At 68.9% G+C, this 23,396-nt stretch carries 20 protein-coding genes; 14 read left to right on the forward strand and 6 right to left on the reverse strand.

Features of this window, described 5'->3' with window-relative positions; all coding sequences use genetic code 11:
* Positions 1-58 precede the first annotated feature (58 nt).
* The 3 genes from ACP690_RS04370 to ACP690_RS04380 are packed head-to-tail and all read left to right on the forward strand — an operon-like array spanning position 59 to position 3,020.
* On the forward strand, positions 59-730 hold the full coding sequence (locus tag ACP690_RS04370) for a response regulator (protein ID WP_426260271.1): 672 nt from the start codon (positions 59-61) through the stop codon (positions 728-730).
* Positions 727-2,094, forward strand: a complete 1,368-nt coding sequence (locus tag ACP690_RS04375; RefSeq protein ID WP_426260272.1) for a sensor histidine kinase — start codon at positions 727-729, stop codon at positions 2,092-2,094. Before ACP690_RS04370 ends, ACP690_RS04375 begins: the two co-directional genes overlap by 4 nt.
* Positions 2,095-2,153: 59 nt before the next feature.
* Positions 2,154-3,020, forward strand: a complete 867-nt coding sequence (locus tag ACP690_RS04380; protein ID WP_426260273.1) for an SMP-30/gluconolactonase/LRE family protein — start codon at positions 2,154-2,156, stop codon at positions 3,018-3,020.
* Positions 3,021-3,140: 120 nt separating this feature from the next.
* Here the strand turns inward: ACP690_RS04380 and ACP690_RS04385 are convergent, their stop codons facing one another.
* Complete coding sequence (locus ACP690_RS04385; RefSeq protein ID WP_020486343.1) at positions 3,141-3,818, reverse strand: DUF1013 domain-containing protein; 678 nt, start codon at positions 3,816-3,818, stop codon at positions 3,141-3,143.
* Between the two features lie 213 nt (positions 3,819-4,031).
* Positions 4,032-5,048, reverse strand: a complete 1,017-nt coding sequence (locus tag ACP690_RS04390) for an NAD(P)H-quinone oxidoreductase (protein ID WP_426260274.1) — start codon at positions 5,046-5,048, stop codon at positions 4,032-4,034.
* Positions 5,049-5,143: 95 nt separating this feature from the next.
* On the opposite strand from ACP690_RS04390, the gene ACP690_RS04395 reads away from it, so the two are divergent.
* The 3 genes from ACP690_RS04395 to ACP690_RS04405 all read left to right on the forward strand — a co-directional run bounded on the left by ACP690_RS04395 (position 5,144) and on the right by ACP690_RS04405 (position 8,336).
* Entirely contained in the window at positions 5,144-5,338 is a 195-nt protein-coding gene (locus tag ACP690_RS04395) for a DUF1192 domain-containing protein (protein ID WP_017977424.1), read from the forward strand.
* Positions 5,339-5,472: 134 nt separating this feature from the next.
* Entirely contained in the window at positions 5,473-7,788 is a 2,316-nt protein-coding gene (gene clpA / locus ACP690_RS04400) for an ATP-dependent Clp protease ATP-binding subunit ClpA (RefSeq protein ID WP_017977423.1), read from the forward strand.
* A gap of 77 nt (positions 7,789-7,865) precedes the next feature.
* A complete protein-coding gene (locus ACP690_RS04405; RefSeq protein WP_426260275.1) occupies positions 7,866-8,336 on the forward strand; it encodes a hypothetical protein in 471 nt (156 codons plus the stop codon).
* Here the strand turns inward: ACP690_RS04405 and ACP690_RS04410 are convergent.
* Positions 8,310-8,774, reverse strand: a complete 465-nt coding sequence (locus ACP690_RS04410; protein ID WP_426260276.1) for an NUDIX domain-containing protein — start codon at positions 8,772-8,774, stop codon at positions 8,310-8,312. The genes ACP690_RS04405 and ACP690_RS04410 overlap by 27 nt on opposite strands.
* Positions 8,775-8,925: 151 nt before the next feature.
* On the opposite strand from ACP690_RS04410, the gene ACP690_RS04415 reads away from it, so the two are divergent.
* Both ACP690_RS04415 and ACP690_RS04420 read left to right on the forward strand, forming a co-directional pair.
* Positions 8,926-10,596 (forward strand): diguanylate cyclase domain-containing protein, encoded by a 1,671-nt coding sequence (locus ACP690_RS04415; protein WP_426260277.1) that lies wholly within the window; start codon positions 8,926-8,928, stop codon positions 10,594-10,596.
* A gap of 116 nt (positions 10,597-10,712) precedes the next feature.
* The gene (locus tag ACP690_RS04420; RefSeq protein ID WP_017977419.1) at positions 10,713-10,907 is read left to right on the forward strand and encodes a hypothetical protein; all 195 of its coding nucleotides are present in this window, start codon (positions 10,713-10,715) and stop codon (positions 10,905-10,907) included.
* Positions 10,908-10,930: 23 nt separating this feature from the next.
* On the opposite strand, the gene ACP690_RS04425 is transcribed toward ACP690_RS04420, so the two are convergent.
* From ACP690_RS04425 to ACP690_RS04435, 3 genes are read right to left on the reverse strand one after another with little or no spacing between them, the layout of a single operon-like run.
* Entirely contained in the window at positions 10,931-12,289 is a 1,359-nt protein-coding gene (locus ACP690_RS04425) for an NAD-dependent succinate-semialdehyde dehydrogenase (RefSeq protein ID WP_426260278.1), read from the reverse strand.
* Positions 12,290-12,335: 46 nt separating this feature from the next.
* Positions 12,336-13,391 (reverse strand): glycosyltransferase family 2 protein, encoded by a 1,056-nt coding sequence (locus ACP690_RS04430; RefSeq protein ID WP_426260279.1) that lies wholly within the window; start codon positions 13,389-13,391, stop codon positions 12,336-12,338.
* A gap of 2 nt (positions 13,392-13,393) precedes the next feature.
* A complete protein-coding gene (locus ACP690_RS04435; protein WP_426260280.1) occupies positions 13,394-15,940 on the reverse strand; it encodes a DegT/DnrJ/EryC1/StrS family aminotransferase in 2,547 nt (848 codons plus the stop codon).
* A gap of 153 nt (positions 15,941-16,093) precedes the next feature.
* On the opposite strand from ACP690_RS04435, the gene ACP690_RS04440 reads away from it, so the two are divergent.
* The 6 genes from ACP690_RS04440 to ACP690_RS04465 all read left to right on the forward strand — a co-directional run bounded on the left by ACP690_RS04440 (position 16,094) and on the right by ACP690_RS04465 (position 23,102).
* Positions 16,094-16,564, forward strand: coding sequence for a MarR family winged helix-turn-helix transcriptional regulator (locus ACP690_RS04440; RefSeq protein WP_426260281.1), 471 nt, complete (start codon positions 16,094-16,096; stop codon positions 16,562-16,564).
* Positions 16,561-17,976 carry an efflux transporter outer membrane subunit gene (locus ACP690_RS04445; RefSeq protein ID WP_426260282.1) on the forward strand — a complete coding sequence of 472 codons (1,416 nt, stop codon included), beginning with the start codon at positions 16,561-16,563 and terminating at the stop codon, positions 17,974-17,976. The genes ACP690_RS04440 and ACP690_RS04445 overlap by 4 nt, the downstream gene beginning before the upstream one ends.
* A complete protein-coding gene (locus ACP690_RS04450; RefSeq protein WP_426260283.1) occupies positions 17,973-19,163 on the forward strand; it encodes an efflux RND transporter periplasmic adaptor subunit in 1,191 nt (396 codons plus the stop codon). The genes ACP690_RS04445 and ACP690_RS04450 overlap by 4 nt, the downstream gene beginning before the upstream one ends.
* Positions 19,164-19,276: 113 nt before the next feature.
* A complete protein-coding gene (locus tag ACP690_RS04455) occupies positions 19,277-20,809 on the forward strand; it encodes a DHA2 family efflux MFS transporter permease subunit (protein WP_294284093.1) in 1,533 nt (510 codons plus the stop codon).
* Positions 20,810-20,909: 100 nt separating this feature from the next.
* Entirely contained in the window at positions 20,910-21,620 is a 711-nt protein-coding gene (locus ACP690_RS04460; RefSeq protein ID WP_017977411.1) for a response regulator, read from the forward strand.
* A gap of 171 nt (positions 21,621-21,791) precedes the next feature.
* Positions 21,792-23,102 (forward strand): ATP-binding protein, encoded by a 1,311-nt coding sequence (locus ACP690_RS04465; protein WP_426260284.1) that lies wholly within the window; start codon positions 21,792-21,794, stop codon positions 23,100-23,102.
* Positions 23,103-23,396: the final 294 nt, after the last annotated feature.

Genomic DNA, 23,396 nt, shown 5'->3' on the forward strand with positions numbered 1-23,396 from the left:
CCCGCTGAACCATGCGGTTCAGTTTCGGTTTAGGCAGGGGCCATAGGTGACGGGTGTCATGCGGATATTGCTGGTCGAGGACGATGACGAACTGGGCCCCGCGATCGCGCGTGCGCTGCGGGCCGAACATTGCGCGGTCGACCTGATCGCCGACGGCATCGACGCCGCGCATCTGGGCGAGACCGAGGCGTATGACGCGGCCGTCCTGGATCTGGGGCTTGCCGGCAAGGACGGCATCACGGTGCTGCGCGAATGGCGGGCGGCGGGGCGCGCGCTGCCGGTGCTGATCCTGACCGCGCGCGACGGCTGGTCGGACAAGGTCGCCGGGTTCAAGGCGGGCGCCGACGATTATCTGGTCAAGCCGTTCCGCGTCGAGGAGCTGATGATGCGACTGCGCGCGCTCGTCCGCCGCGCCGCGGGCCATGCGCAGCCGGTGCTGACCTGCGGGCCCCTGTCGTTCGATACGCAGATCGGGCATTTCGAGCTCGACGGCCTGCCGCTGAAGCTGACCGCGTTCGAATGGCGCGTGCTGTCGGCCCTCATGCTGCGCAAGGAGGCGGTGATCGAGCGGCTCGACCTGCTCGAGCGCGTCTACGAAGGTGACGCCGATGTCGATTCGAATAGCCTGGAGGTGATCGTCGGCCGGCTGCGTCGCAAGATCGGCGCCGACCGGATCGAGACGATCCGCGGGCGCGGCTATCGCCTGACATGCGGGGGTTCCGGATCATGATGCCGCGGTCGTTGCAGGGACGGATGCTGCTGCTGTCGGCGGTCGCGATCCTGGCGGCGCTGGGCATTGCCGGCTGGGCGATCGCCGGCGTGCTGGAGCGCGTCGTTACCGAAGGCATCGACCGGCGGCTGGATGCCGAAATCGCGCTGATGGCGAGCGTCGTCGATGGCGACGGCCGGGTCGATCGCGCGGCGCTGGCGCAACGACAGGGGGCGCTGGACGCGGGGCGCGACTGGTTGTGGCGGATCGAGGCACCGGGCGGCGCGATCGGCTCGACCGACCGGTTCGTGCCCCGGCCCGACGCCGCTCCACCCGGCCCGCGCCTGCCGGGACCGCCCGGTCCGCCACCACCGGGCGCGGCGCCGCTGCCGGATGGAGGGCCGCAGGGCGTGGACGGCACCGATGCCAGCGGCGCGCGCATGCATGCGCGACGGCTGGTGCTGACGACGCGCAGCGGCCCGGTGACGCTGTTCGCCGCCGCGCCGCGCGGGGTGATCGCGCGGCCGCTGCGCGTGGCGCTGGTGCCGTTGCTTGCCGCGCTGGCGATCCTCGCCGGACTGCTCGCGACGGCTACGCTGGTGCAGCTGCGGCTGGGGTTGAAGCCGCTCGCCCGACTGCGCGCGCAACTCGCCGCGATCCGCGCCGGCGAAGCGGAGCGGGTCGATGAGGACCAGCCCGTCGAACTGCAGGGCCTCGCCGCCGAACTCAATGCGCTCGCCGCGGATCGCGCGCAGGCGCTCGCCACCGCGCGCCAGTCCGCCGCGAACTTGGCCCATGCGCTGAAGACGCCTGTCGCGACGCTGGCGTTGCGGCTCCGCGCAGATGCGGAGGGAGCCGCGCAGGTCGAGCGGATCGACGCGACGATCCGCCATCACCTCGCCCGCGCCCGTGCCGGTGTCGTCGATACGCGCGCCAGCACCGCGGTGCGCCCCGCGGTGGATGATCTGGTGCAGGCGATCGGACGGCTGCACGGCGACCGTGGTCTGGCGATCACCGCCGACGTCCGCGGCGATCCGGTCGCGGCGATCGAGCCGCAGGATTTCGACGAACTGCTCGGCAACCTGCTCGACAATGCTGCGCAGCATGCGCGCAGCATCGTACAGGCGTCCGCGTCGCTCGACCCGGCGGATGCGCGGCGACTGGTGCTGACCGTCACCGACGACGGCCCCGGCATTCCCGAAGAAGAGCGCAGCCGCGTGACCCAGGCGGGCGTGCGGCTGGACGAACGCGGCGAAGGCCATGGCTTCGGCCTGGCGATCGTACGCGAACTCGCCACTCTGCATGGCGGCGCGTTGACGCTGAATGCCCGCGAGGGCGGCGGCCTCGTCGCGCAGGTGACCCTGCCGGCGCGTGCATTTGTCTGACTAGACGCCGGCCGCGCAAGCGGGAATGGTGCGCAGGACAGACGAGAGGATGATTCCCCATGCCCCATGATGTTCGATCCGTCCTGCCGGTCCAGGCGACGCTGGGCGAGGGCCCGGTGTGGATCGGCCGCGACGCGGCCTTGTGGTTCGTCGACATCAAGCAGCGCCACGTCCACCGCTTCGATCCGGCGACCGGCACCGCGCATCGCTGGGACGCGCCCGAACAGGTCGGCTGGGTATTGCCCGCCGCGGACGGTGGCATGATCGCCGGGTTGCAGAGCGGCCTGTATCGCTTCGATCCCGCCGACGGCACCTTCCGCCCGCATGCCACGCCCGATGGCCATCCGACGCACAACCGGCTGAACGATGCGGCAACCGATTCGCACGGCCGCATCTGGTTCGGGACGATGGACGATGGCGAGAGCGCCGATACCGGCCGGCTGTTCGCGCATCACGGCGGCGCGATCCGATGCAGCGGGCTGCCGGCTGTGACGATCACCAACGGGCCGGCCGTGCATGGATCGACGCTCTACCACACCGATACGCTGGGCAAGACGATCTGGCGCGCCGCGATCCGCGACGACGGCACGCTGGGGCCGGAAGAGCGCTTCGTCACGATCGAGGAGGGGGCGGGCTGGCCCGACGGATCGGTCGCGGACGCGGACGGGTGCCTGTGGGTCGCTTTATGGGGCGGCTGGGGCGTGCGCCGCTACGATCCCGCGGGACAGCTGATGGGGACGGTGCGGCTGCCGGCGTCGAACATCACCAAGATCGCGTTCGGCGGGTCCGATCTGCGCACGGCCTACGCAACGAGCGCGCGCAAGGGTCTGGACGCGGCGGCGCTGGCCGAGCAGCCCGAGGCGGGGAATCTGTTCGCCTTCGATCCCGGCGTGGCGGGCGTCGCGGTGACGCCTGCGGTGGTGTGAGGCGGTTCAGAGCGAACCGCCTAACATATCGTCACCCCGGGCTTGACCCGGGGTCCCGCTTCTTTTCAGGCCGCTCGCAGAAGCGGGACCCCGGCTCTTCGGCCGGGGTGACGGGCTAGATCAGCGCTTGAACGGGTCCTGGAACAGCGCCTGCGCGGCCGCTGCCGGATCGTTGTCGTAGGAATCGACCTCGCGGTTCGCCGCGTCGCGCTCGGCGCGCAGCGACGCGATCAGTGCTTCGCGATCGCCTTCCAGGCGGGTGTCGGCCGGGGCGGCTTCGCCGGTGCCCTTCGATGCCTTGGCGACCGCGGCGTCGAGTTCGCGCTGCGTCGTCAGGCCGAGCGTCACCGGATCCTTGGGCGTGATGTTGGCGATGTTCCAATGGCTGCGGTCGCGGATCGCCGCGATCGTCGTGCGGGTGGTGCCGATCAGGTTGCTGATCGCGCCATCGGTGATTTCCGGATGGTTGCGGATGATCCAGGCGATGCCGTCCGGCTTGTCCTGACGCTTCGACACCGGCGTGTAGCGCGGGCCCTTGGTGCGGCGGACCTGCTCGGGGCCCTTGATCATCTTCAGGCGATAGGCGGGATCGGCCTGGCCCTTGTCGATTTCGTCCTGCGTCAGCTCGTGCGCGCGCACCGGATCGCGGCCGGTCAGCTTGGTCGCGGCGGTATCGTCGGCGATCGCCTGCACTTCGAGGATGTGGAGACCGCAGAAGTCCGCGATCTGGTCGAACGACAGCGAGGTGTTGTCGACCAGCCAGGAAGCGGTCGCATGGGGCATGAGCGGCTGGGCCACGGGAAAACTCCGTCGGAAATAAATAGGGCCGCCCCATCCGGAGCGGCCTGCTGCACCCTTCGATGTACGGTACGCGCACGCGAAGGGCAAGGCGTGTGGTGGAATTGCGCGGTTTTCTCGCCGTCATCCCGGCCTTGAGCCGGGATCCCGCCTCTTCCTCTCGCGGGAATAAAAGCGGGACCCTGGATCACGTCCTGGGTGACGGGCACCGCCTCACACCGTCAGCACGATCTTGCCCACATGGTCGCCCTCTTCCATTCGCGCATGCGCTGCGGCGGCGTCGGCCAGCGGGAAGACCTTGTCGATCACCGGGCGCAGGCGGCCCGCCTCGACGTGCGGCCAGACGGTGCGCGCGATCTCGTCGGCGACCAGCGTCTTGAACGCGGTGTCGCGCGGGCGCAGCGTCGATCCGGTCAGCGTCAGGCGGCGGCGCATGATCTCGAAGATCGGGATGGTCGCGGTCGGGCCGCCCTGTACCGCGATCGAGACGTGGCGGCCGTCGTCGGCGAGGCATTGCAGGTTGCGTGGCACATAGTCCCCGCCGACCATGTCGATGACCGCGGTGACGCCCTTGCCGTCGGTGATCGCCTTCACGCGCTCGACGAAATCCTCGGTCTTGTAGTTGATCGCATGCGCAGCGCCGAGGTCCAGCGCGCGGGCGCATTTGGCGTCCGATCCGGCGGTGACGATGATCGTCATGCCGAACAATTGGCCGAGCGCGATCGCCATCGTGCCGATGCCGCTGGTGCCGCCGTGAACCAGCACGCTGTCGCCCTCGGTCGCAAAGGCGCGTTCGAACAGGTTCGTCCACACGGTGAAGAGCGTTTCGGGAATCGCCGCGGCATGAACCATGTCGAGCCCGTGCGGCACCGGCAGGCACTGGCCGGCGGGTGCGACCGCATATTCGGCATAGCCGCCGCCTGCGATCAGCGCACAGACCGGCTGGCCGATCATCGTATCCTCGACACCCTCGCCCACGGAAACGACGGTACCGGAAACCTCCAGCCCCATGATCGACGGCGCCCCAGGCGGCGGCGGATAGCCGCCCTTGCGCTGCAGCACGTCGGGCCGGTTCACACCGGCGGCAGCGACGCGGATCAGCACCTCGCCCGATTGCGGCTGCGGCACCGGGCGTTCCACCAGCCGCAGCACCTCCGGCCCGCCATGCGCCTCTGGATCGATCGCCTGCATCGTCGCGGGGATCGTTGCCCCGTGCTGCCGTTCGTCCATCCGCCCATCCTGTCCCTGTTGCCCGCCGCAAACGCAGCGCGCGCCCTATGGTGCCTTATTGACATCGCACCGGCGGGGGTCAACGTTAGCGCTTCATGGATATGGACGACGCCCCCTCCCGTCCCGACGACGCCCTCGGCCTGCTGCTGCGGCAGGACCTCGACCCGTTGTCGGTCGCCGAGCTGGAGGCGCGCATCGCCGCGCTGGAGGGCGAGATCGCGCGCACCCGGCGGCATATCGAACGCTCCGTTAACCATCGCGCAAGCGCCGACGCGCTATTCCGGCGATGAGCGACGCGCGCACCGGATCGGGTTCCCGCCAGCCCCGCCCGGTGTGCCGCCCGCCGCTTGATGCACGGCCCAACGATACCGACATAGGTGGAAAGGGCCGGGCGTCACGATCCGGTCCGACTGGAGTAAGCTGAATGCCATCCTTCGCCCCCGCGCTCGAGACCACGCTGCACAAGGCGCTCGAGGCCGCGTCCTCGCGGCGGCACGAATATGCGACGCTCGAGCATCTGTTGCTTGCGCTGATCGCCGACGAACATGCATCCCAGGTGATGGAGGCATGCCACGTCAACCTCGGCGACCTGAAGACCACCGTCGCGCATTATCTCGACACCGAACTCGATGCGCTGAAGGTCGACACCGCGACCGATCCGTCGCCGACCAGCGGCTTCCAGCGCGTCGTCCAGCGCGCGATCCTGCACGTCCAGTCGTCGGGCCGCGACGAGGTGACCGGCGCCAACGTGTTGGTCGCGCTGTTCAGCGAGCGCGAGAGCTACGCCGTCTATTTCCTGCAGCAGCAGGACATGAGCCGCCTGGATGCCGTCAGCTTCATCAGCCACGGCGTCGGCAAGGGCGGTGCGCAGACCGAAGCCTCCACCCCCAAGGGTGCCGAAGAGGAAAAGCCGGCGAAGGGCCAGGACAAGGGCAAGAGCGAAAGCGCGCTCAAGCAGTTCACCGTCGACCTCAACGAAAAGGCGAAGATCGGCAAGGTCGATCCGCTGATCGGTCGCGGGCCGGAGGTGGATCGCACGATCCAGATCCTATGCCGCCGCAGCAAGAACAATCCGCTGTACGTGGGCGATCCCGGCGTCGGCAAGACCGCGATCGCCGAGGGTCTGGCCCGCAAGATCGTCGAGGGCGAGGTGCCCGACGTGCTGAAGGAAGCCGTCATCTACAGCCTCGACATGGGCGCGCTGCTCGCCGGCACGCGCTATCGCGGCGACTTCGAGGAGCGGCTGAAGGCGGTCGTCAACGAACTCGAAAAGCTGCCCCATGCGGTGCTGTTCATCGACGAGATCCACACCGTCATCGGCGCGGGCGCGACCAGCGGCGGCGCGATGGACGCGTCGAACCTCTTGAAGCCGGCGCTGTCGGGCGGTTCGATCCGCTGCATCGGTTCGACGACGTACAAGGAATTCCGCAACCACTTCGAAAAGGATCGCGCGCTGCTGCGCCGGTTCCAGAAGATCGACGTCAACGAACCGACGATCGAGGATACGATCAAGATCCTCGCCGGGTTGCGCTCGGCGTTCGAGGACCATCATTCGGTCAAATACACGCCCGATGCGATCAAGTCGGCGGTGGAACTCAGCGCGCGCTACATCAACGACCGCAAGCTGCCCGACAAGGCGATCGACGTGATCGACGAAGTCGGCGCGATGCAGATGCTGGTGCCCGCCAACAAGCGGAAGAAGACGATCACCGCCAAGGAGATCGAGGCCGTCATCGCGACGATGGCGCGCATCCCGCCGAAGTCGGTCAGCACCGACGACCGCGCCGCGCTGGAGAGCCTCGAGACGGATCTGAAGCGCGTCGTCTTCGGCCAGAATGCGGCGATCGAGAAGCTGTCCGCGGCGATCAAGCTCAGCCGCGCCGGCCTGCGCGATCCCGAAAAGCCGATCGGCAACTATCTGTTCACCGGCCCCACCGGCGTCGGCAAGACGGAAGTCGCCAAGCAGCTGTCGTCGATCCTGGGCATTCCGCTCCAGCGGTTCGACATGTCCGAATATATGGAGCGGCATTCGGTCAGCCGGCTGATCGGTGCGCCCCCGGGCTATGTCGGCTTCGACCAGGGCGGCCTGCTGACCGATGCGGTCGACCAGAACCCGCATTGCGTGCTGCTGCTCGACGAGATCGAGAAGGCGCATCCCGACCTGTTCAACATCCTGTTGCAGGTGATGGACAACGGCCGCCTGACCGACCAGCACGGCAAGACCGTCGATTTCCGCAACGTGATCCTGATCATGACCACCAATGCGGGCGCCGCCGACATGGCGCGTGAGACGGTCGGCTTCGGCAACCTGACCCGTGAGGGTGAGGATGAACAGGCGGTGCAGAAGATGTTCTCGCCGGAATTCCGCAACCGGCTGGATGCGATCGTACCGTTCGGTTACCTGCCGCCGGAGGTGGTCGCGCGCGTCGTCGACAAGTTCATCCTGCAGCTCGAACTCCAGCTCGCCGACCGCAACGTCCACATCAACCTGGACGATGCCGCCAAGTCGTGGCTCACCGAGAAGGGCTATGACAAATTGTACGGCGCGCGTCCGATGGGCCGCCTGATCCAGGAAAAGATCAAGCAGCCGCTCGCCGAGGAACTGCTGTTCGGTAAGCTGGTCCATGGCGGCGAGGTGACGGTGAAGATGAAGGACGGCGCATTGTCGTTCGCGATCGAACCCGCCGCGCCGAAGAAGCCGCGCAAGAAGGGCAAGGCGGAACCCGTCGACGCCAAGTAACCGCGGCATAGCGCAACTGCCTCCGAAACGGATCGGATCCACCCGGATCCGGTCCGTTTTCGTGTTAGCCAGCCGGCGTGGACCCGCACGATCCCCTTGCCGGCCTGCCGCTCGATGCGGCCGATCCCACCGATGCGGCGGCGCTGGCCGATCTGGCGGCGGGGCGGGTGGTCGACAGCGAACACATCGTCGACTGGCTGGGCGGCTGGCAGATGGCGCGGCAGGCCGACACGTTCGTCCCTTGCGCCCCGATCGCCGATACGCAGCCGCACGCGCAGGGCGATGCGGAGACGCGGCCCTTGGTCTGGACCGACAGTGCGCACGATGCCTGCCGGCGTCTGCGTACGGATTTGGCGGCGCTCAGCAGCGACAGCGACCTCCGCTTCGTCGCCGCGCTGGTCGCCAGGATGGTGTCGCTGATCGTCGAGGGGGGCCATGCGCCCGGCTTCGCCGAGGTGGCGCTGATGCCGCCGCTGTACCTGCGCATCGCCGTCACCCGCACCCGCATCACCGTGCTCGGGCTACGCTGGAACGGCACCCTCAGCTGATCGCGCCAGTGCGGCGACCGCGGCCCGCGTCGGCGTGGTGAGGTTCGGCGGCAGCGCATCCAGCGGATACCAGACCGGCCCGTCATGCTTGGCCGGTTCGCAATTGCGCGGCGTGCCGGTGAAGCTCAGCACGCGATAGATGGGCGCAACCCAATGCGTACCCGCCGCCACGTCGATCTGGTCGACGAAGCACAGCAGTTCCACCATACCGACGACGATGCCCAATTCCTCGCCCACTTCGCGGCGCATCGCGGCCTCGGCGGTTTCGAACAGGTCGATCTTGCCGCCGGCAAGGCCCCAGCTGCCCGCCTCGGGATCGGTCAGCCGGCGCAGCAGCAGGATGCGACCATCGACGACGATCGCCGCACCGCAGCCGGCCCTGGGTTCGCTCTGCTTGCCCGGCGTGCGCGCCGGGGCCGTGTCGGGGGACGATGCCATGGTTCGCGATTCAGCCGTCCCCATGGCATAATGTCAACCAAAAGGCCCGACGCGGCTGTATATGTCACAGATAACGCTGCGATTTTTCATCTAGGTCAACTATGGCCGCGTTTACCGAAGCTTTGTAAAACCGGTGCTAAGGACACGCCATATGCCGGCAGGTTTTCAGTGGCGACGCATCGCGATGATCGTGCTGAGCTTCGCGATCGCCTGCTGCATCCTGCCCGCGGCGGCGCACGCGCGCACGCCGCTGAAGGCCTGCGTGCTGCGCGACGCCGGATCGCAGAATCCCGCCGCCCTGTTCGCCGCGCCCGATCGGTTCGACTGCACGACGCCGCAGCGCGCCTTCGGCCCCGGCAGTTACTGGCTGCTGTCGCAACCCCTTCCAGCCGGAGCATCCGGCGAGCTGCTGCGGCAGGGCAGCGTGTGGCAGGATCGCGTGACGCTCTACGTCCGCTACACCGATGGCGCGATCCGCCATGTCGCCTTCACCAGCCGGACGACGTGGCGGCTGCTGCAATTGGGTGCGGTGATCCAGATCCCCCTGCCCGCCCATTCCGCCACGCCGGACCGATTGCTGTGGCATGTCGAGGGATCGCTGAACCGTCGCGGCATCCTCGTCGCGCCGGTGCTGGTCGACCGGCATACCGCGCAAAACAGCGATCGCGAGATGGTCGCGCTGTATGCCGCCTTTGCCGGAATGTGCCTGGCGCTGCTGATCTACAATCTGGCGATCTGGGCGGCGCTGCGCCAGGGATTCCAGCCCGCCTATTGCGTCATGGTGCTGTGCCTGCTCGCCTATGCGCTCAGCGCGTCGGGCCTGCTCGGCCAGCTGACGGGCATGGACAACAACGATCGCCAGCGATTGAGCTATATGCTGCTGGCGCTGATCGCGGCCAGCGCGGTGATGTTCGTGCGCGCGTTCATGGAACGCCGCGTCTTCGACGGTTGGCTGCGGCCGGCCAGCAACGTGGTCATCGGTTTCCTGCTGCTGTCGGCGGCAAGCTTCACCGTGTTCGTGCCCCGTTACGCCGGGGTGACCGATCTGATGTGTACGATCGGCTATTGCATGGTCGTCGCGCTGACCGTGCCGGTGATATGGCGCGCCTGGCGGCTGCGCAGCCGCTTCCTGCTGCTGTTTGCGCTCGCCTGGGGGCCGCCGGTGCTGTGTGCGGTCGTCCGCATCCTGGCGTCGATGAGCCTGGTCAAGTGGCAGCTATGGATCGACAATTCCACCTTCATCGCGCTGGCGCTGGAAGCGTCGATGTCCTCGGTCGGCATCGCCTATCGCATCCGGCTGCTCAGCCGCGAACGCGACGAGGCACGCGCGCAGGAGGTGGCGGCGCTGCGCCTGGCCGCGGTCGATCCGCTGACCGGCCTGCTCAACCGCCGCGCGTTCCTGGAAGCGGCGATGGGACGGGCGGGCGAACACCAATTGGTTCTGATCGACATCGATCACTTCAAGGCGGTCAACGAAACCATCGGCCATGACGGCGGCGACGAGGTGCTGCGCGTCTTCGCCCGCGCGCTGCGCTCCGTCGCTGCACCCGACTCGCTGATCGCGCGCATCGGCGGCGAGGAATTCGCGATCCTGACGCCCGCCGCCGCGCCGCTCGACGCACGATTGGTGCTCGACGGGCTGCGCGGCCATCGCATGCCGTTCGACCTTGGCGTCACCGCCAGCATCGGCACCTGCGTCGGGCCGCTCCATCGCGAAATCGACTGGAAGACGATGTACCGCAACGCCGACCGTGCGCTGTTCGAAGCGAAAGCGGCGGGCCGCGACCGCGTGCGGCATGGGCTGCGCAGCGACGCCGCCTGACCTATCGACCTGACCAAGCGTGGCAGGCCGGTCGCGGCTTTTCGAACGCACGCTACACTATGGCCGTGACGGCCGCGCCATGATATGTCCTGCCCGCAGAAGGGGATGGGACGCGAATGACCGACCGGCGCAAATGGACGATAGCAGCGGTGGCTGCCGTGTCGCTCGTCGCGCTGCGCCATCCGACGCCCGACATCCGCCTGATCACGCATGACATCGGCGACCAGAGCCCGCGCCGGTTCCAGGCCGCGATCGACCTGGGTCTGGTGGGGATCTCGTTCCTCTACACCTGGACCGCACGACGCGGCTGAGGGCGATCCCCCAGCCGCACGCCTCAGCCGAACACCGTTTTCAGGTTCATGAATTCGTGCAGGCCGTACGGGCCCAGCTCGCGACCATGGCCTGACCGCTTGATGCCACCGAACGGCGCTTCGGGCGTCGAGGACAGCATCGCATTCACCGCGACCATGCCCGCTTCGATATCGCGCTCGAAGCGCGCACGCTCATCGGAGTCGTTGGTCCATACCGACGATCCCAGACCGAACGGCACGTCATTGGCCAGCGCGATCGCCGCATCGATGTCGGCGGCGCGGAACACCATCGCGATCGGGCCGAACAGCTCTTCCTGCGCGGCCGGATCGTCGATCGGCACATCGACCAGGATGCCCGCCGACATATAGGCGCCCTTGCCCGGCAACGCCTCGCCCCCGAACAGCAGCCGCCCGCCCGCCGTCTGGATGGCGGCAAGCTGGTCCAGCGTGGTCTGCCTCTGCTCCTCGCTCGACAGCGGGCCCATATCGGTGTCGGCATCCATCGGATCGCCCGCCTTCACCGCGCGCATTGCGTCCGAAAAGCGATCGAGGAACGCGTCGTAGATGTCGCCATGAACGATCATCCGCTTGCCGCAGATGCACGACTGGCCCGTGTTCTGGATGCGCGCGGTCACCGCCTGCTTCACCGCCGCGTCGAGGTCGGCGGAGGGCATGACGATGAACGGGTCCGATCCGCCGAGCTCCAGCACCACCTTCTTGAGGTTGCGTCCGGCCGCTTCGGCGACCTTGATGCCGGCGCCTTCGCTTCCCGTGAGCGTCACCGCGACGATACGCGGATCGGCGATCAGCGCATCGACCTTGTCGGAGCGGATGGCGAGGTTCTGAAACAGGCCGGCCGGCGCGCCGGCGGCAACGATCATCCGCTCGATCGCCGCGCCGCAGCCTTGCGTCAGCGAGGCGTGCTTCAGCAGCCCGACATTGCCGGCGAGGATCGTCGGCGCGGCGAACCGCACCACCTGCCAGAAGGGGAAGTTCCACGGCATCACCGCGAGCACCGGCCCCAATGGCTGCCAATGCGCCGTCGCCGGGCCGCCGGGTGTGTCGAAGCGGCGCGGCTCCAGCATCGCCGGTCCCTCCTGCGCGTAATGGCGGAAGGCGGCAGCGCATTTCTGCACCTCGGCGATCGCCGACTTCAGCGTCTTGCCCATTTCACGAGTCGCAATCTCGGCAAGCTCGCGCGCATTCGCCTCGAACTGTTCGGCAATCCGTTCGAGCAGCGCCGTGCGTTCCGCGATCGGGGTCAGCCGCCATGCGCGATAGGCGCTGTCGGCACGCGCGATCGCCGCGTCGAGCGCGTCGGCGGTCAGTTCAGGGATGCTGTCGCCGGGCTGGCCGGTCGCGGGATTGATGCTGGTAAACATGCCGGCCCAACGCGCAGGCCCGGCACGCGATCCGCCCCCGATCCGCCTAGGCCGCCCGCCGCGTGCGCTGCCAGCGCCGCACCGTGCCGATCGCGCCGTCCCACAGCAACGTTTCGAGGCCGGCATAGCCCAGCCCAAGATGCGGCGGCCGCGCGGCGACCACGTCGGCGATGTGGACGCTGCCCGATCGCAGCCCGGCGCGCCCGATCCGCGCCCAGCGCCGCGCGGTTTCCCAGCGGATTAGCCGCGCATCGTCACGGCTCGGCCGCGCCTGCGCCAGGAACGCCGCCTGCAATGCCGCGATGCCATCGCCCAGTTGCATCAGCGTCGCGCGATCGGGCACCGGCACGCCGCCCATATTGTGCAGCACCAGCAATCGCGCGAGCGTCGCCGCATCGTCCGCGCCCAGGACGGCGGCATGCCGTTGCGCCAGCACCCGCGTCGCCGCGGTCTGCATCGTGTCGATAAAGCGCTTCGACACGCCGCCCGCATGCTGGCGATAGAGGACGAGAGGCGAATCGATCCGCGCGATCCGACCGAGCGGCTGGATGCGGTGGTATAGGTCGAAATCCTCGGCATAGAGCAGGTCGGGCCGGGTGAAGGGATCGAGCGCGCGCGCAGTGTCGGCGCGCAGCATCACGGTCGACCAGACGAGCGGATTTTCGATCCAGCTGAGCCAGGTGATCAGCGCGGGCGTCGTGTTGGGCGCATAGTGCATCGGCGACACCCGCTCGTCCCGCAGCTGGCAAGCCTGCGTCCCGACCAGCGCGACGTCGGGATGCGCCTCCAGATACGCGACCTGCCGTGCCAGTCGCTCGGGCAGGCACAGATCGTCCTGGTCGAGGCCCGCGACATAGCGCCCGCGCGCCGCCGCGACGCCGCGATTGCGCGCGCGCACCGGCCCCATATTTTCGGCATTCTCGATCAGCCGCACGCGCGCGTCCGGCCAGTCCCGCATCATGGCGCGGGTCGCGTCGGTCGAACCGTCGTCGATGACGATCGCCTCCCAGTCGGTCAGCGTCTGGCGCTCGAGCGACCGGAGCGTGTCGGGCAGGAAATGCTCCCCGTTATACGCGGGGATGATCAGGGACACGATGGGCATGGCTACGCAGCGACTGCGCGCGCCTCCGGTTCCAACACCTGGTCGACGATCATCTGGCCGACGTCATTCTGCCACAGCCACAGGCCGTTCGCCTGCCCGCGGAAGCTCGCTTCGCCGCCCAGGCGCCCCCAGGGCACGAAGCCTGCCGACAGGCCGATGCCATAGGCGCCCGGCACCGGCCGGTCCGTGGCGTCGAGCAGGCGGCAATGCCGGTCGACCATCGGCCGCCCGACGTGATGCGCCAGCGACAGCGGCGTACCGTCGACGCCGATCAGCGGCACGCAGCGCGGGCGATAGCCGAGCGCGCCGATCACCAGATCCGCGCCTTCGATTATCGCGCGCGCGGCGGCATCGTGATCGCCGGTGATGCGATGCGTCGTCACGCGCGGATCGGGCGTGCGACCGCCCAGCGACAGCATCCGCAGCACCAATTCGCGCGATTCGAGCCGCAATCCGGCAAGACGCAGCACGAAACCGCTGACCGGGCAGATGTCGTTCTCGTCGAAATCGTGGAAGCCGTCGGCGTGCGCCGCGGCGATCGTCGGGTAGAAGGGCTTGAGCGGCTGGCGATGCACGATGGTGATCGCGCCGGCACCAAAGGCGAAGCCGGGCTGGCTCTTTAGGAGCAGCACTGCCGCCGCGATCGCGCTCGTCGAGGCACCGACGATCGCGATGCGCGGCGCCCTGCACGCCCGCAACCGTTCCTGCACCGCCGCTATGCCGCCCTGGCGCAACACGATATCGGAACGCATCAGCCGCCGGCCCGCCATCACGCCGAGCGGCATGCCGACGACGCGTTTCGCGGCGACCTGCTCGTCGGTCTGATAGCCACCGGTCGCCACGACGATCCGGTCGGACAGGATCGTGCGCACCGCACCATGGCCGTCGGCGACGCGCGTCGCCCAGCGCCCGTCGGCGGTCCGCCGCACCTCCTGCGCCTCATGGCCGGTCAGCACGCTGCCGCCATGCGCGCGGACGATGGTGCCCAGCCGTTCGCCCGTCGCCTCCAGCAGCGGCGCGGTGTCCGCCAGCGGCGCGCCGAGCTCGCCGATATAGCGCTCCATCAGCCGCGCGGCGGGATGCTGCGCCAGCGCCGCGAGTTCGGGGTGGGGATTGTCCTTCACCGCCGACAGGAAGGTTTCGGCGGTCGTGTCCGATCGGATCGCATAGCCGCCAAGCGCGCCGGCACCCAGGCGCGGCCCCCGCTCGATGATCGCCAGCCCGGCCTCGACCAGCGGCACTAGGCGGTTCTGCTTGCTCGCCGCGGTCAGCATCGCCGTGCCGGCCGGTCCGCCGCCGATCACCACTGTCCTCACGTCATCCCCCGCACCCTGCGCCACCGCATGCTCCGTCCCGTGCGGCACCAGCATCCGCGCCATTTCCGCATCCACCACGCGTTCGATCGCGCGGACCAGCCGGTGTGCGATCTCGGTCGCATCGGCGGGCGTCATCGCATCGGTGATCGGCAGGCTGAGCATGCGCGCGGCGACATCGTCGGCGACCGGCGTCGGCTCGATCACCGCCACGTCGCGGAACAGCGGCTGCTCGCCGATATGCGGGCTGAAATACTGTCCGACGCCGACGCCGTCCGCCGCCAGCGCGGCGACGATCGCCGCGCGATGGCCGACGAGGGCGGGCGGGAGCACCAGCGGCATGAACTGCGTCGCCTGCCGCCGTGCGGCGGGCGCCTGCATCGTGAAACCGGGCAACGCAGCACGATAGGCGGCATCGATCGCAGCCCGCGCCTCGCACACAGCATCGATCTCGGTCAGCTTGGCGCGCGCCATCAGTGCGATCACTTCGGGCAGCTTCGCGTTGATGCCGGGCAGCGTCGCGCTGCGAGCGCCGCTCGATCCGGACGGGTCGAACCCGAAATTGGCCATTGCGCGCAACGACGCGATCCGGTCCGCGTCGCCGCAATGGATCAGCCCGCCCTCCGCCACGGCGAAGGTCTTGGTCGCATGCATCGAATAGACGATGGCGAAGGGCGCACCCGTACCGAAGGCGCGGCCCGCCGCATCGATCGTCCCCAGCGACGCCGCCGCATCCACCACGACGCCGACGTCATAACGGCGCGCCAGCCACGCATAGCGATCGAGGTCCAGATCGGTGCCGAAGGTCGCATAGGGCACGATCACGCCCACCCGATCGCCATGGCGCGCGAGCAGCGCTTCCTCCTGCGTGGGATCGGATATCCAGCAAGACGGCTCGATATCGCCGATCAGCGGCGTCAACCCCGCCCACAGCGCCGCCTGCGCGGTCGCGGCAAAGGTGAGCGCGGGCATCAGCGCGAGCGTGCCGGCCCGCGGCATCGCTCCGCCGCACCGCGCGGGCACCGCCTGCCGGATCGCGAGCATCAGCCCCAGCGTCGCATTGCCGACCGCCAGGCAATCGCCCACCCCACCAAACAGCTGCGCCGTCCCCTCGCGCTCGAACGCCTGCACCTCGGGCCCATTGTTGCTGAACACGCCCGACGCCTCGACGCGCCGCAGCCCGTCGGTCAGCGTGCTGAGCCGGGGCGGCCGGGGGGCGATCAGCGGAAATTCCATGCGTGGCGTGTCCCGGACAACGGAGCGCATCCGTCTACCCGCGCGTCCCTAAGAAGCGGTTAGCGATGGAACGCGCCCGCCTTTCCGGCCGTTGGATCAGCAACATACAGAAACATGATTGACTGCCTCGGCAACGGTTGCCATGGCAACCAAATGCCCTTCTACACCGAGTCGGATTTCGCGCCGGAGCGCTCGATCGGGTATCTGATCCGCCGCACCGAACAGCTCGGCACGCAGGCGATGGATCCGGTGTTCGCCGCCGCCGACATCACCAAGACGCAATGGAGCGCGCTGGCGGCGCTCCGCTTCACCCAAGCGACAACCTGTGCCGAAATCGCCCGCGACCTTGGCCACGACAAGGGCGCGACGACGCGGCTGGTCGATACGCTGGAAGAGCGCGGCTGGATCGTGCGCACCCGCAACGACGAGGATCGCCGCGTCGTGCGCCTGACGCTGACGCCCGCGGGCGAAGCGATCGCCACGGACGTGCGCAACACCGTCATCCGCCTGTGGAATGAATGGCTGGCCGATTGGCCGGACAGCGACGTCGACCAGGCGATCCATCTGCTCCAGCGGCTGCGCGACACGCTGCAACGTGCGGCCGACGAAAGGGCCAGTGCATGACCCCCTATTTCTTAAAGCCGAAACCCGCCATGCTGCTCGCTTTGCTGGCGAGCGCGTGCGCGGTGCCGCACAGCCCGCCTGCGGTCGCACCGGTCGCGCCCGCGACGCTGGGGCTTGCCGCCGATGCGTCGCCCGCCATCGCCGACGATTGGTGGACCGCGTTCGGCGATCCGCAGCTCGACCGCCTCGTCGCCGACGCGACGAAGGGCAATCCCAATCTCGACGCCGCGCTCGCCCGTGTCGCGCAGGCGCAGGCGATGCTGGCGGCGCGCGATGCGGAGCGCGGCCCCGACGTGACGTTCGACGGATCGGCACAGGTCGCGCGCCTGTCGGGCCGCTACACCATCCCGCCCCCCTATGCCGGATCAGTGCGCTTCCTCGGCAGCGCACAGGCGAACCTCAACTGGAACCTCGACCTGTTCGGCCGCCAGAAGGCTGCGATCGAGGGCGCGCGCGCCTCCGCCCGTGCCGCCGCGCTCGATGTCGCCGCCGCGCGCCTCGCGATCGCCGGGTCGGTGGTGCAGACCTATATCGACCTCGCGCGCGCCGAAGCGCAGGCGACGCTCGCCCGCCGCACGATCGCGACACGCGAACGCTCTGTGCAGCTGGTCGACGTGCGCATCCGCAACCGGCTGGCGAGCAATCTGCAGGCGACCGCCGCGCAGACGCTGCTGTCGCAGGCGCGCGTCGCGCTGGCGGAGGCGGACGGCGCCCGTGCCCGTGCGGTGAATGCGCTGGCGGCACTCGCCGGTCGCGGCCCCGATTATGCCGCCGCGATCCGCCCGGCGACGCTGCGCCTCGACACCGCCTTGCCGCTGCCTGCGCGCGTGCCCGCCGACCTGATCGCGCGCCGCCCGGACATTGCCGCCGCACAGGCGCGGATCGAGGCCGCCGCCGCCGGCCGCCAGGTCGCGCGCCGCGCTTTCTATCCCAACATCAACCTTGCCGCGCTCGCCGGCTTCCAGGCGGTCGGCCTCGGCAACCTCTTCAGCCTCGATGCCGGCACGGCGGGCGCGGGACCGGCGATCCATCTGCCGATCTTCGACAACGGCCGGCTGAAGGCGGATCTCGCCGGCGCGACCGCGGGCGTCGACCTCGCCACCGCCGACTATAACCAGCGCGTCGTCGGCGCGGTGCGCGAGGCGGCGGATGCGATCGCCGGCATCACCGCGCTGGCGCAGGAACGCGCCCGCACCGCCGAGGTGGTGCGCGGCTTCGCGGAGACCAATCGACTCAATGCGGTGCGCGTCGCCAGCGGTCTCGATAGCCAGCTGTCGCTGATCGACACCGACGTCCGGCTGCTCGACGCCGAACGCGCCCAGACCAACCTTGCCGCCGATGCGGCCCGCCAGCGCGTGGCGCTGGTGTTGGCGCTCGGCGGTGGCTTTTCCTCCCAGGAACCCGCCCGATGACCGACGCGCCCGATTCCAAGACCGACACCGACGACGGCGCACAAGCCGCCGACCCTGCGCCCGGCGGCAAGCCCAAGGCGCGCCGCACCGGCCTGCTGATCCTCGCCGCAGTGGTGGTGATCGCCGCGATCGTCTGGGCGGTGTTCCACTTCCTGCTGGCCAAGCCCGAGGAAGAGACCGACGACGCCTATGTCGCGGGTGACGTCGTCGCGATCACCGCGCGCGATCCGGGCCAGATCACCGCGATCCACGCCGACAATACGCAGACGGTGAAGGCCGGGCAGCCGCTGCTCGACCTCGATCCGGCGACCGCGGATGTCCAGCTCGCCTCTGCCGCGGCGGAACTGGCGCGGGCGGTGCGTGCGACGCGCGCCGACTTCTCCAAGGTCTCCGAAAGCGGCGCGGCGATCGTGCAGGCGCGCGCGCAGCTCAGCGCGGCGCAGGCCGATTACGCGCGCCGTCAGGGCGCCGCCGCGCAGGGCGCGATCTCGGGCGAGGAACTGGCGCATGCCGCCGATGCGGTGAAGGTGGCGCGCGCCAACCTCGCCCTCGCGCAGAGCCAGCAGGCGCAGGCGCGCTCGGCGGTGCAGGGCACCGACACCAGCACCAACCCCGCCGTGCTCGCCGCCATCGCCGCCTATCGCCGCGCCGCGATCACCCGCAGCCACATGCACATCGTCGCGCCGATCGACGGCGTCGTCGCGCAGCGCACCGTGCAGATCGGCCAGCAGGTCGCCGCCGGCACGCCGCTGATGGCGGTGGTGCCGCTCGGCAAGGTGTGGGTCGATGCCAACTTCCGCGAAACGCAGCTGAAGGACCTGCGCATCGGCCAGCCCGCCACCGTCACCGCCGACATGTATGGCGGCGACGTGGTGTTCCATGGCCGTGTCGTCGGCGTCGGCGCGGGATCGGGCAATGCCTTCGCGCTGCTGCCGCCGCAGAATGCCAGCGGCAACTGGATCAAGATCGTCCAGCGCGTACCGGTGCGCATCGCGCTGGAACCGAAGGAACTGGTGCAAAACCCGCTGCGCATCGGCCTGTCGGTGAAGACGACCGTCGACACCGGCGACCAGTCCGGCGCACGGCTCGGCCGACCCGCGACGCAGGTCTATGGCGACAAGCCCACCGACGCGCGCGACCCCGCGGTCGAGGCGCGCATCCGCCAGATCATCGCCGCGAATCGCTAAGTGAGCAAGCTGCCCTCACCCTTCGCCGCCTTAGGCGGCTCTTCCCTCTCCCGGTGGGAGAGGGAGGGAGGCGCGCAGCGCCGGAAGGGTGAGGGCCGGACAGGACGCGTCTAATGGCATCGCAACCCGCCCCCCTGACCGGCGGCAAGCTCGCGCTGATCGCCTTCGCGCTGGCGCTCGGCACGTTCATGATGGTGCTCGACAGTACGATCGCGAACGTGTCGTTGCCGACGATCGCCGGCAACCTCGGCGTGTCGAGCGACAATTCGACCTGGGTGATCACCGCCTTCGCGGTGGCGAACGGCGTCGCGGTGCCGCTGACCGGCTGGCTGATGGGTCGGTTCGGCGTGGTGCGCACCTTCTGCACGGCGGTGGCGGCGTTCACCCTGTCGTCGTTCCTGTGCGGCATCGCCTGGGATCTGCCCTCGCTGATCGTGTTCCGTATCCTGCAGGGCGCGTGTTCGGGGCCGATGATGCCGGGCAGCCAGGCGCTGCTCATTTCGATCTTCCCGTCCGACAAGCGATCCACGGCGCTCGGCGTCTGGTCGATGACGACGTTGGTCGGTCCGGTCATGGGCCCGATCCTGGGCGGCTATATCAGCGACAATTATCATTGGAGCTGGATCTTCCTGATCAACATCCCCTTCGGCATCTTCGTGACGCTGACGTGCTGGAACGGCCTGAAAAGCCGCGAGACGCCGACGCGGAAACTGCCGATCGACACGGTCGGTTTGATGCTGCTGGTCGTCTGGGTGGGGTCGCTGCAGATCATGCTCGATCTCGGCAAGAACGCCGACTGGTTCAACGATCCGGCGATCTGCGTGCTCGCGATCATCGCGGCGGTGGGCTTCATCGCGTGGATCATCTGGGAACTGACCGATGCCAATCCGGCGGTCGATCTGACGCTGTTCCTGAACCGCAACTTCGCGATCGGCACGCTCGCCTTCTGCCTTGGCTATGCGGTGTTCTTCGCCAACACCCTGATCCTGCCGCTGTGGCTGCAGACGCAGCTGGGGTATACGGCGACCTGGGCGGGCCTGATCGCCGCACCCAGCGGGGTGGTCGCGGTGATCATCTCACCGCTGGCCGCGCGCCTGTCGGGCAAGATCGACGCGCGGTTGCTCGCGACGGTGGCATTCCTCGCCTTCGCCACATCCTATTGGATGCGCTCCAACCTCGTGACCGGGGCCGCCGTCTTCGATTTCATGGCGCCGCTGCTGGTGCAGGGAGTGGCGATGAGCGTCTTCTTCCTCGCGATGGTGACGATCCTGCTCGACGGCATTCCGCCGCAGCGGATCCCGTCGGCGACCGGCATCTCCAACTTCGCGCGCATCGTGGCGGGGTCGTTCGCCGCGTCGATCATCACCACCGCGTGGGACCGGCGCGAGGCGCTGCACCAGAGCCGGCTTGCCGAGGCGATCGGGCAGGGCATGCCGTATCAGATGGCCAGCGAGCAGTTACAGAAACTGGGCGCGACATCGACGCAGGCCGCCGCGGCGATCACCCGCCAGATGGTGGGACAGGCGTATCTGCTCGCGTCGACCGACCTGTTCCGCGTATCGGCATGGCTGTGCGCGGCGATGGTCGTGATCGTCTGGTTCACGCGTCGGCCGCAGGGCGGCGGCGGGCACGTCGCGGCGGACTGACCTCACGCAATGTTGCGGGCGCGTTGCGGGGTCGTATCCAAAGCTTGAACATAGGTCCGGCGCGGTTGACCGCCCCGGCACCGGTGCCTAACTTTCGATCATGACCGCCCCCACCATCCTCCTGGTCGAGGACGATCCCGCCCTTCGCACCCTGACCACCCGCGCGTTGCAGGAAAACGGCTATCTCGTGCGGCCCGCCTCCGCTGCGCCCGAAATGTGGCTGGCGCTGGAGGCGGGGCCCGTCGACCTGATCCTGCTCGACATCATGCTGCCCGGCACCAGCGGCATCGACCTGTGCCGCACCCTGCGCCAGAAGAGCGAAGTCCCGATCATCTTCATCAGCGCCAAGGGCAGCGAAACCGACCGCGTCGTCGGGCTGGAACTGGGCGCGGACGATTATATCGCCAAGCCGTTCGGCACGCGCGAACTGATCGCCCGCATCCGTGCGGTGCTGCGCCGCGGCTCGCTGGAGCGCAATCCCGGCGAACGCGAAGAGGGCGTGCTGACCTTCGACGGCTGGCAGGTCACGCTGCCGCGCCGTGAACTCACCTCGCCCACCGGTGCGGTCGTCGACCTGACCGGCGCGGAATTCGACCTACTCGTCAGCCTGGCCGAACATGCCGGCCGCGTCATCGCCCGCGAACGCCTGATCGAACTATCGCGCACGCGCCTCGGCGACAGCTCCGACCGCAGCATCGACGTACTGATCAGCCGCCTGCGCCGCAAGCTGTCGAGCGCGGGCAAGGATGCCCCGATCATCACCGTGCGCGGCGTGGGCTATATGCTGAACACCGAGGTGACGCGGCGTTGAGGGGCGCGTGACGCTTTCCCACGCGCTTCGTCACCCCGGACTCGGTCCGGGGTCCACTTATCCGCAGGGGAGTGATCAGAGCCTCCTGCCGCCCCCCTCGCCGCAGAGTGGACCCCGGAACGAGTCCGGGGTGACGAAGCGTGAGTGGGGCGGTTTGCCGCACATCACCCGATGAAACGCTTCGTCCAGCCCTCGATCGGCCTGATCGGCCAGATCGTCGCGATCCTGCTGCTCACGATGGTGATCGAGTTCGGGATCAGCACGCTTCTGTACGAACGCGCGAGCCAGTTTTCGGTGCGCGATGACGAGGCGCGGCGCCTCGCCGAACATCTCGTCATCGCCCGCCGCCTCGTCGCCGAACAGCCGCCGACGCGCCGGGGCGACATGGCGAACGACCTCACCACCGAACGCTATGCCCTGCACTGGCAGCGCGACCTGCCGCCGCCCCCGCCGATCGCCCCCGCGCTCGACAGCATGCGGCATCAGGTGGTCGATTGGGAGCCGACGCTCGCCACCGCCGATCTGCGGCTGAAGCTGACGTCGCCGGGGCGCAGCTCCGTCGTCACCGGCGGCCTGAAGCTGTCCGATGGCAGCTGGCTGTACTTCCGCACGCTGGAGCCGCTCCAGAACCTCAACCTCGCCGCCGAACGCATCCTGCTCGCGCTGATCCCGGCGCTGGCGCTGATGGTGATCGGCGGGCTGCTGATCCGCCGCATGCTCCGCCCGATGCGCCAGCTCGCCTTCGCCGCCGATACGTTCGGCGATGCCGAGCACGATCCTATCCCCGAAACCGGCCCGCGCGAGGTGCGCCACGTCGTCGCCGCGTTCAACCGCATGGCAGCGCGCATCCAGCGGCTGATCGCCGACCGGACGCAGGCGCTGGCTGCGGTCGGCCACGACCTGCGCACGCCGCTCGCCCGCCTGAAGCTGCGCGCCGAGGGCGTCGACGATGCGCCGGTACGCGAGGCGATCGAGCGCGATATCGGCGAGATGGAGGCGATGGTGACGTCGCTGCTCGCCTTCCTGGGCGGCGACAGCGATCCCGAAACGCCGGTGCTGGTCGACGTCGCGGTGCTGTGCGCGACGCTGATCGACGACGTCGAGGATCGCGACCTGCCCGGCATCTACGACGGTCCGGCGCATTGCGAGGTGACGGTGCGCCCGACGGCGCTGAAGCGCGCGCTCGGCAACCTCGTCGAAAACGCACTCCATTATGCCGGCAACGTCGCGATCCGCCTGTCGAGCGCGCCGGGGCGCGTCTGCATCGCGGTGGAGGACGACGGCGCGGGGATTCCCGAGGATCAACTGCGCCGCGTGCTCGAACCCTTCGTCCGGCTCGATTCGGCGCGGCCGCGCGACACCGTCGGCTTCGGCCTGGGCCTGCCGATCGTCGCCCGCATCGTCGAGACGGAGGGCGGCACGCTGACGCTGTCGAACCGCGCCGAAGGGGGCCTGCGGGCGGCGATCGAACTGCCGGCGTAACGCCATTCCTCCCCCGGTTCTTCTTTCTTCGTCACCCCGGACTAGTTCCGGGGTCCACTCATCCGCGAGGGAGGGCTAGAGCCTCTTGCCGTTCCCCTCGCCGCAGAGTGGACCCCGGAACAAGTCCGGGGTGACGGGTGAGAGACCTCAAGCGCTATGTCGAAAAACCAACCCGACCGAACGCCGTTTCCGCTTTCCGTTTCCGCCCGTTTTTGTCCGGCAACATTTTAACACGAACCTGCGGCATCGCAGCAAAACGTACCCGGTAGATACCCTGTTCAATGCGGCTCATGC

It is taken from the genome of Sphingomonas sp. DC4900 (assembly GCF_049896485.1).
GTDB classification, from domain to species: Bacteria; Pseudomonadota; Alphaproteobacteria; order Sphingomonadales; family Sphingomonadaceae; genus Sphingomonas; species Sphingomonas aquatilis.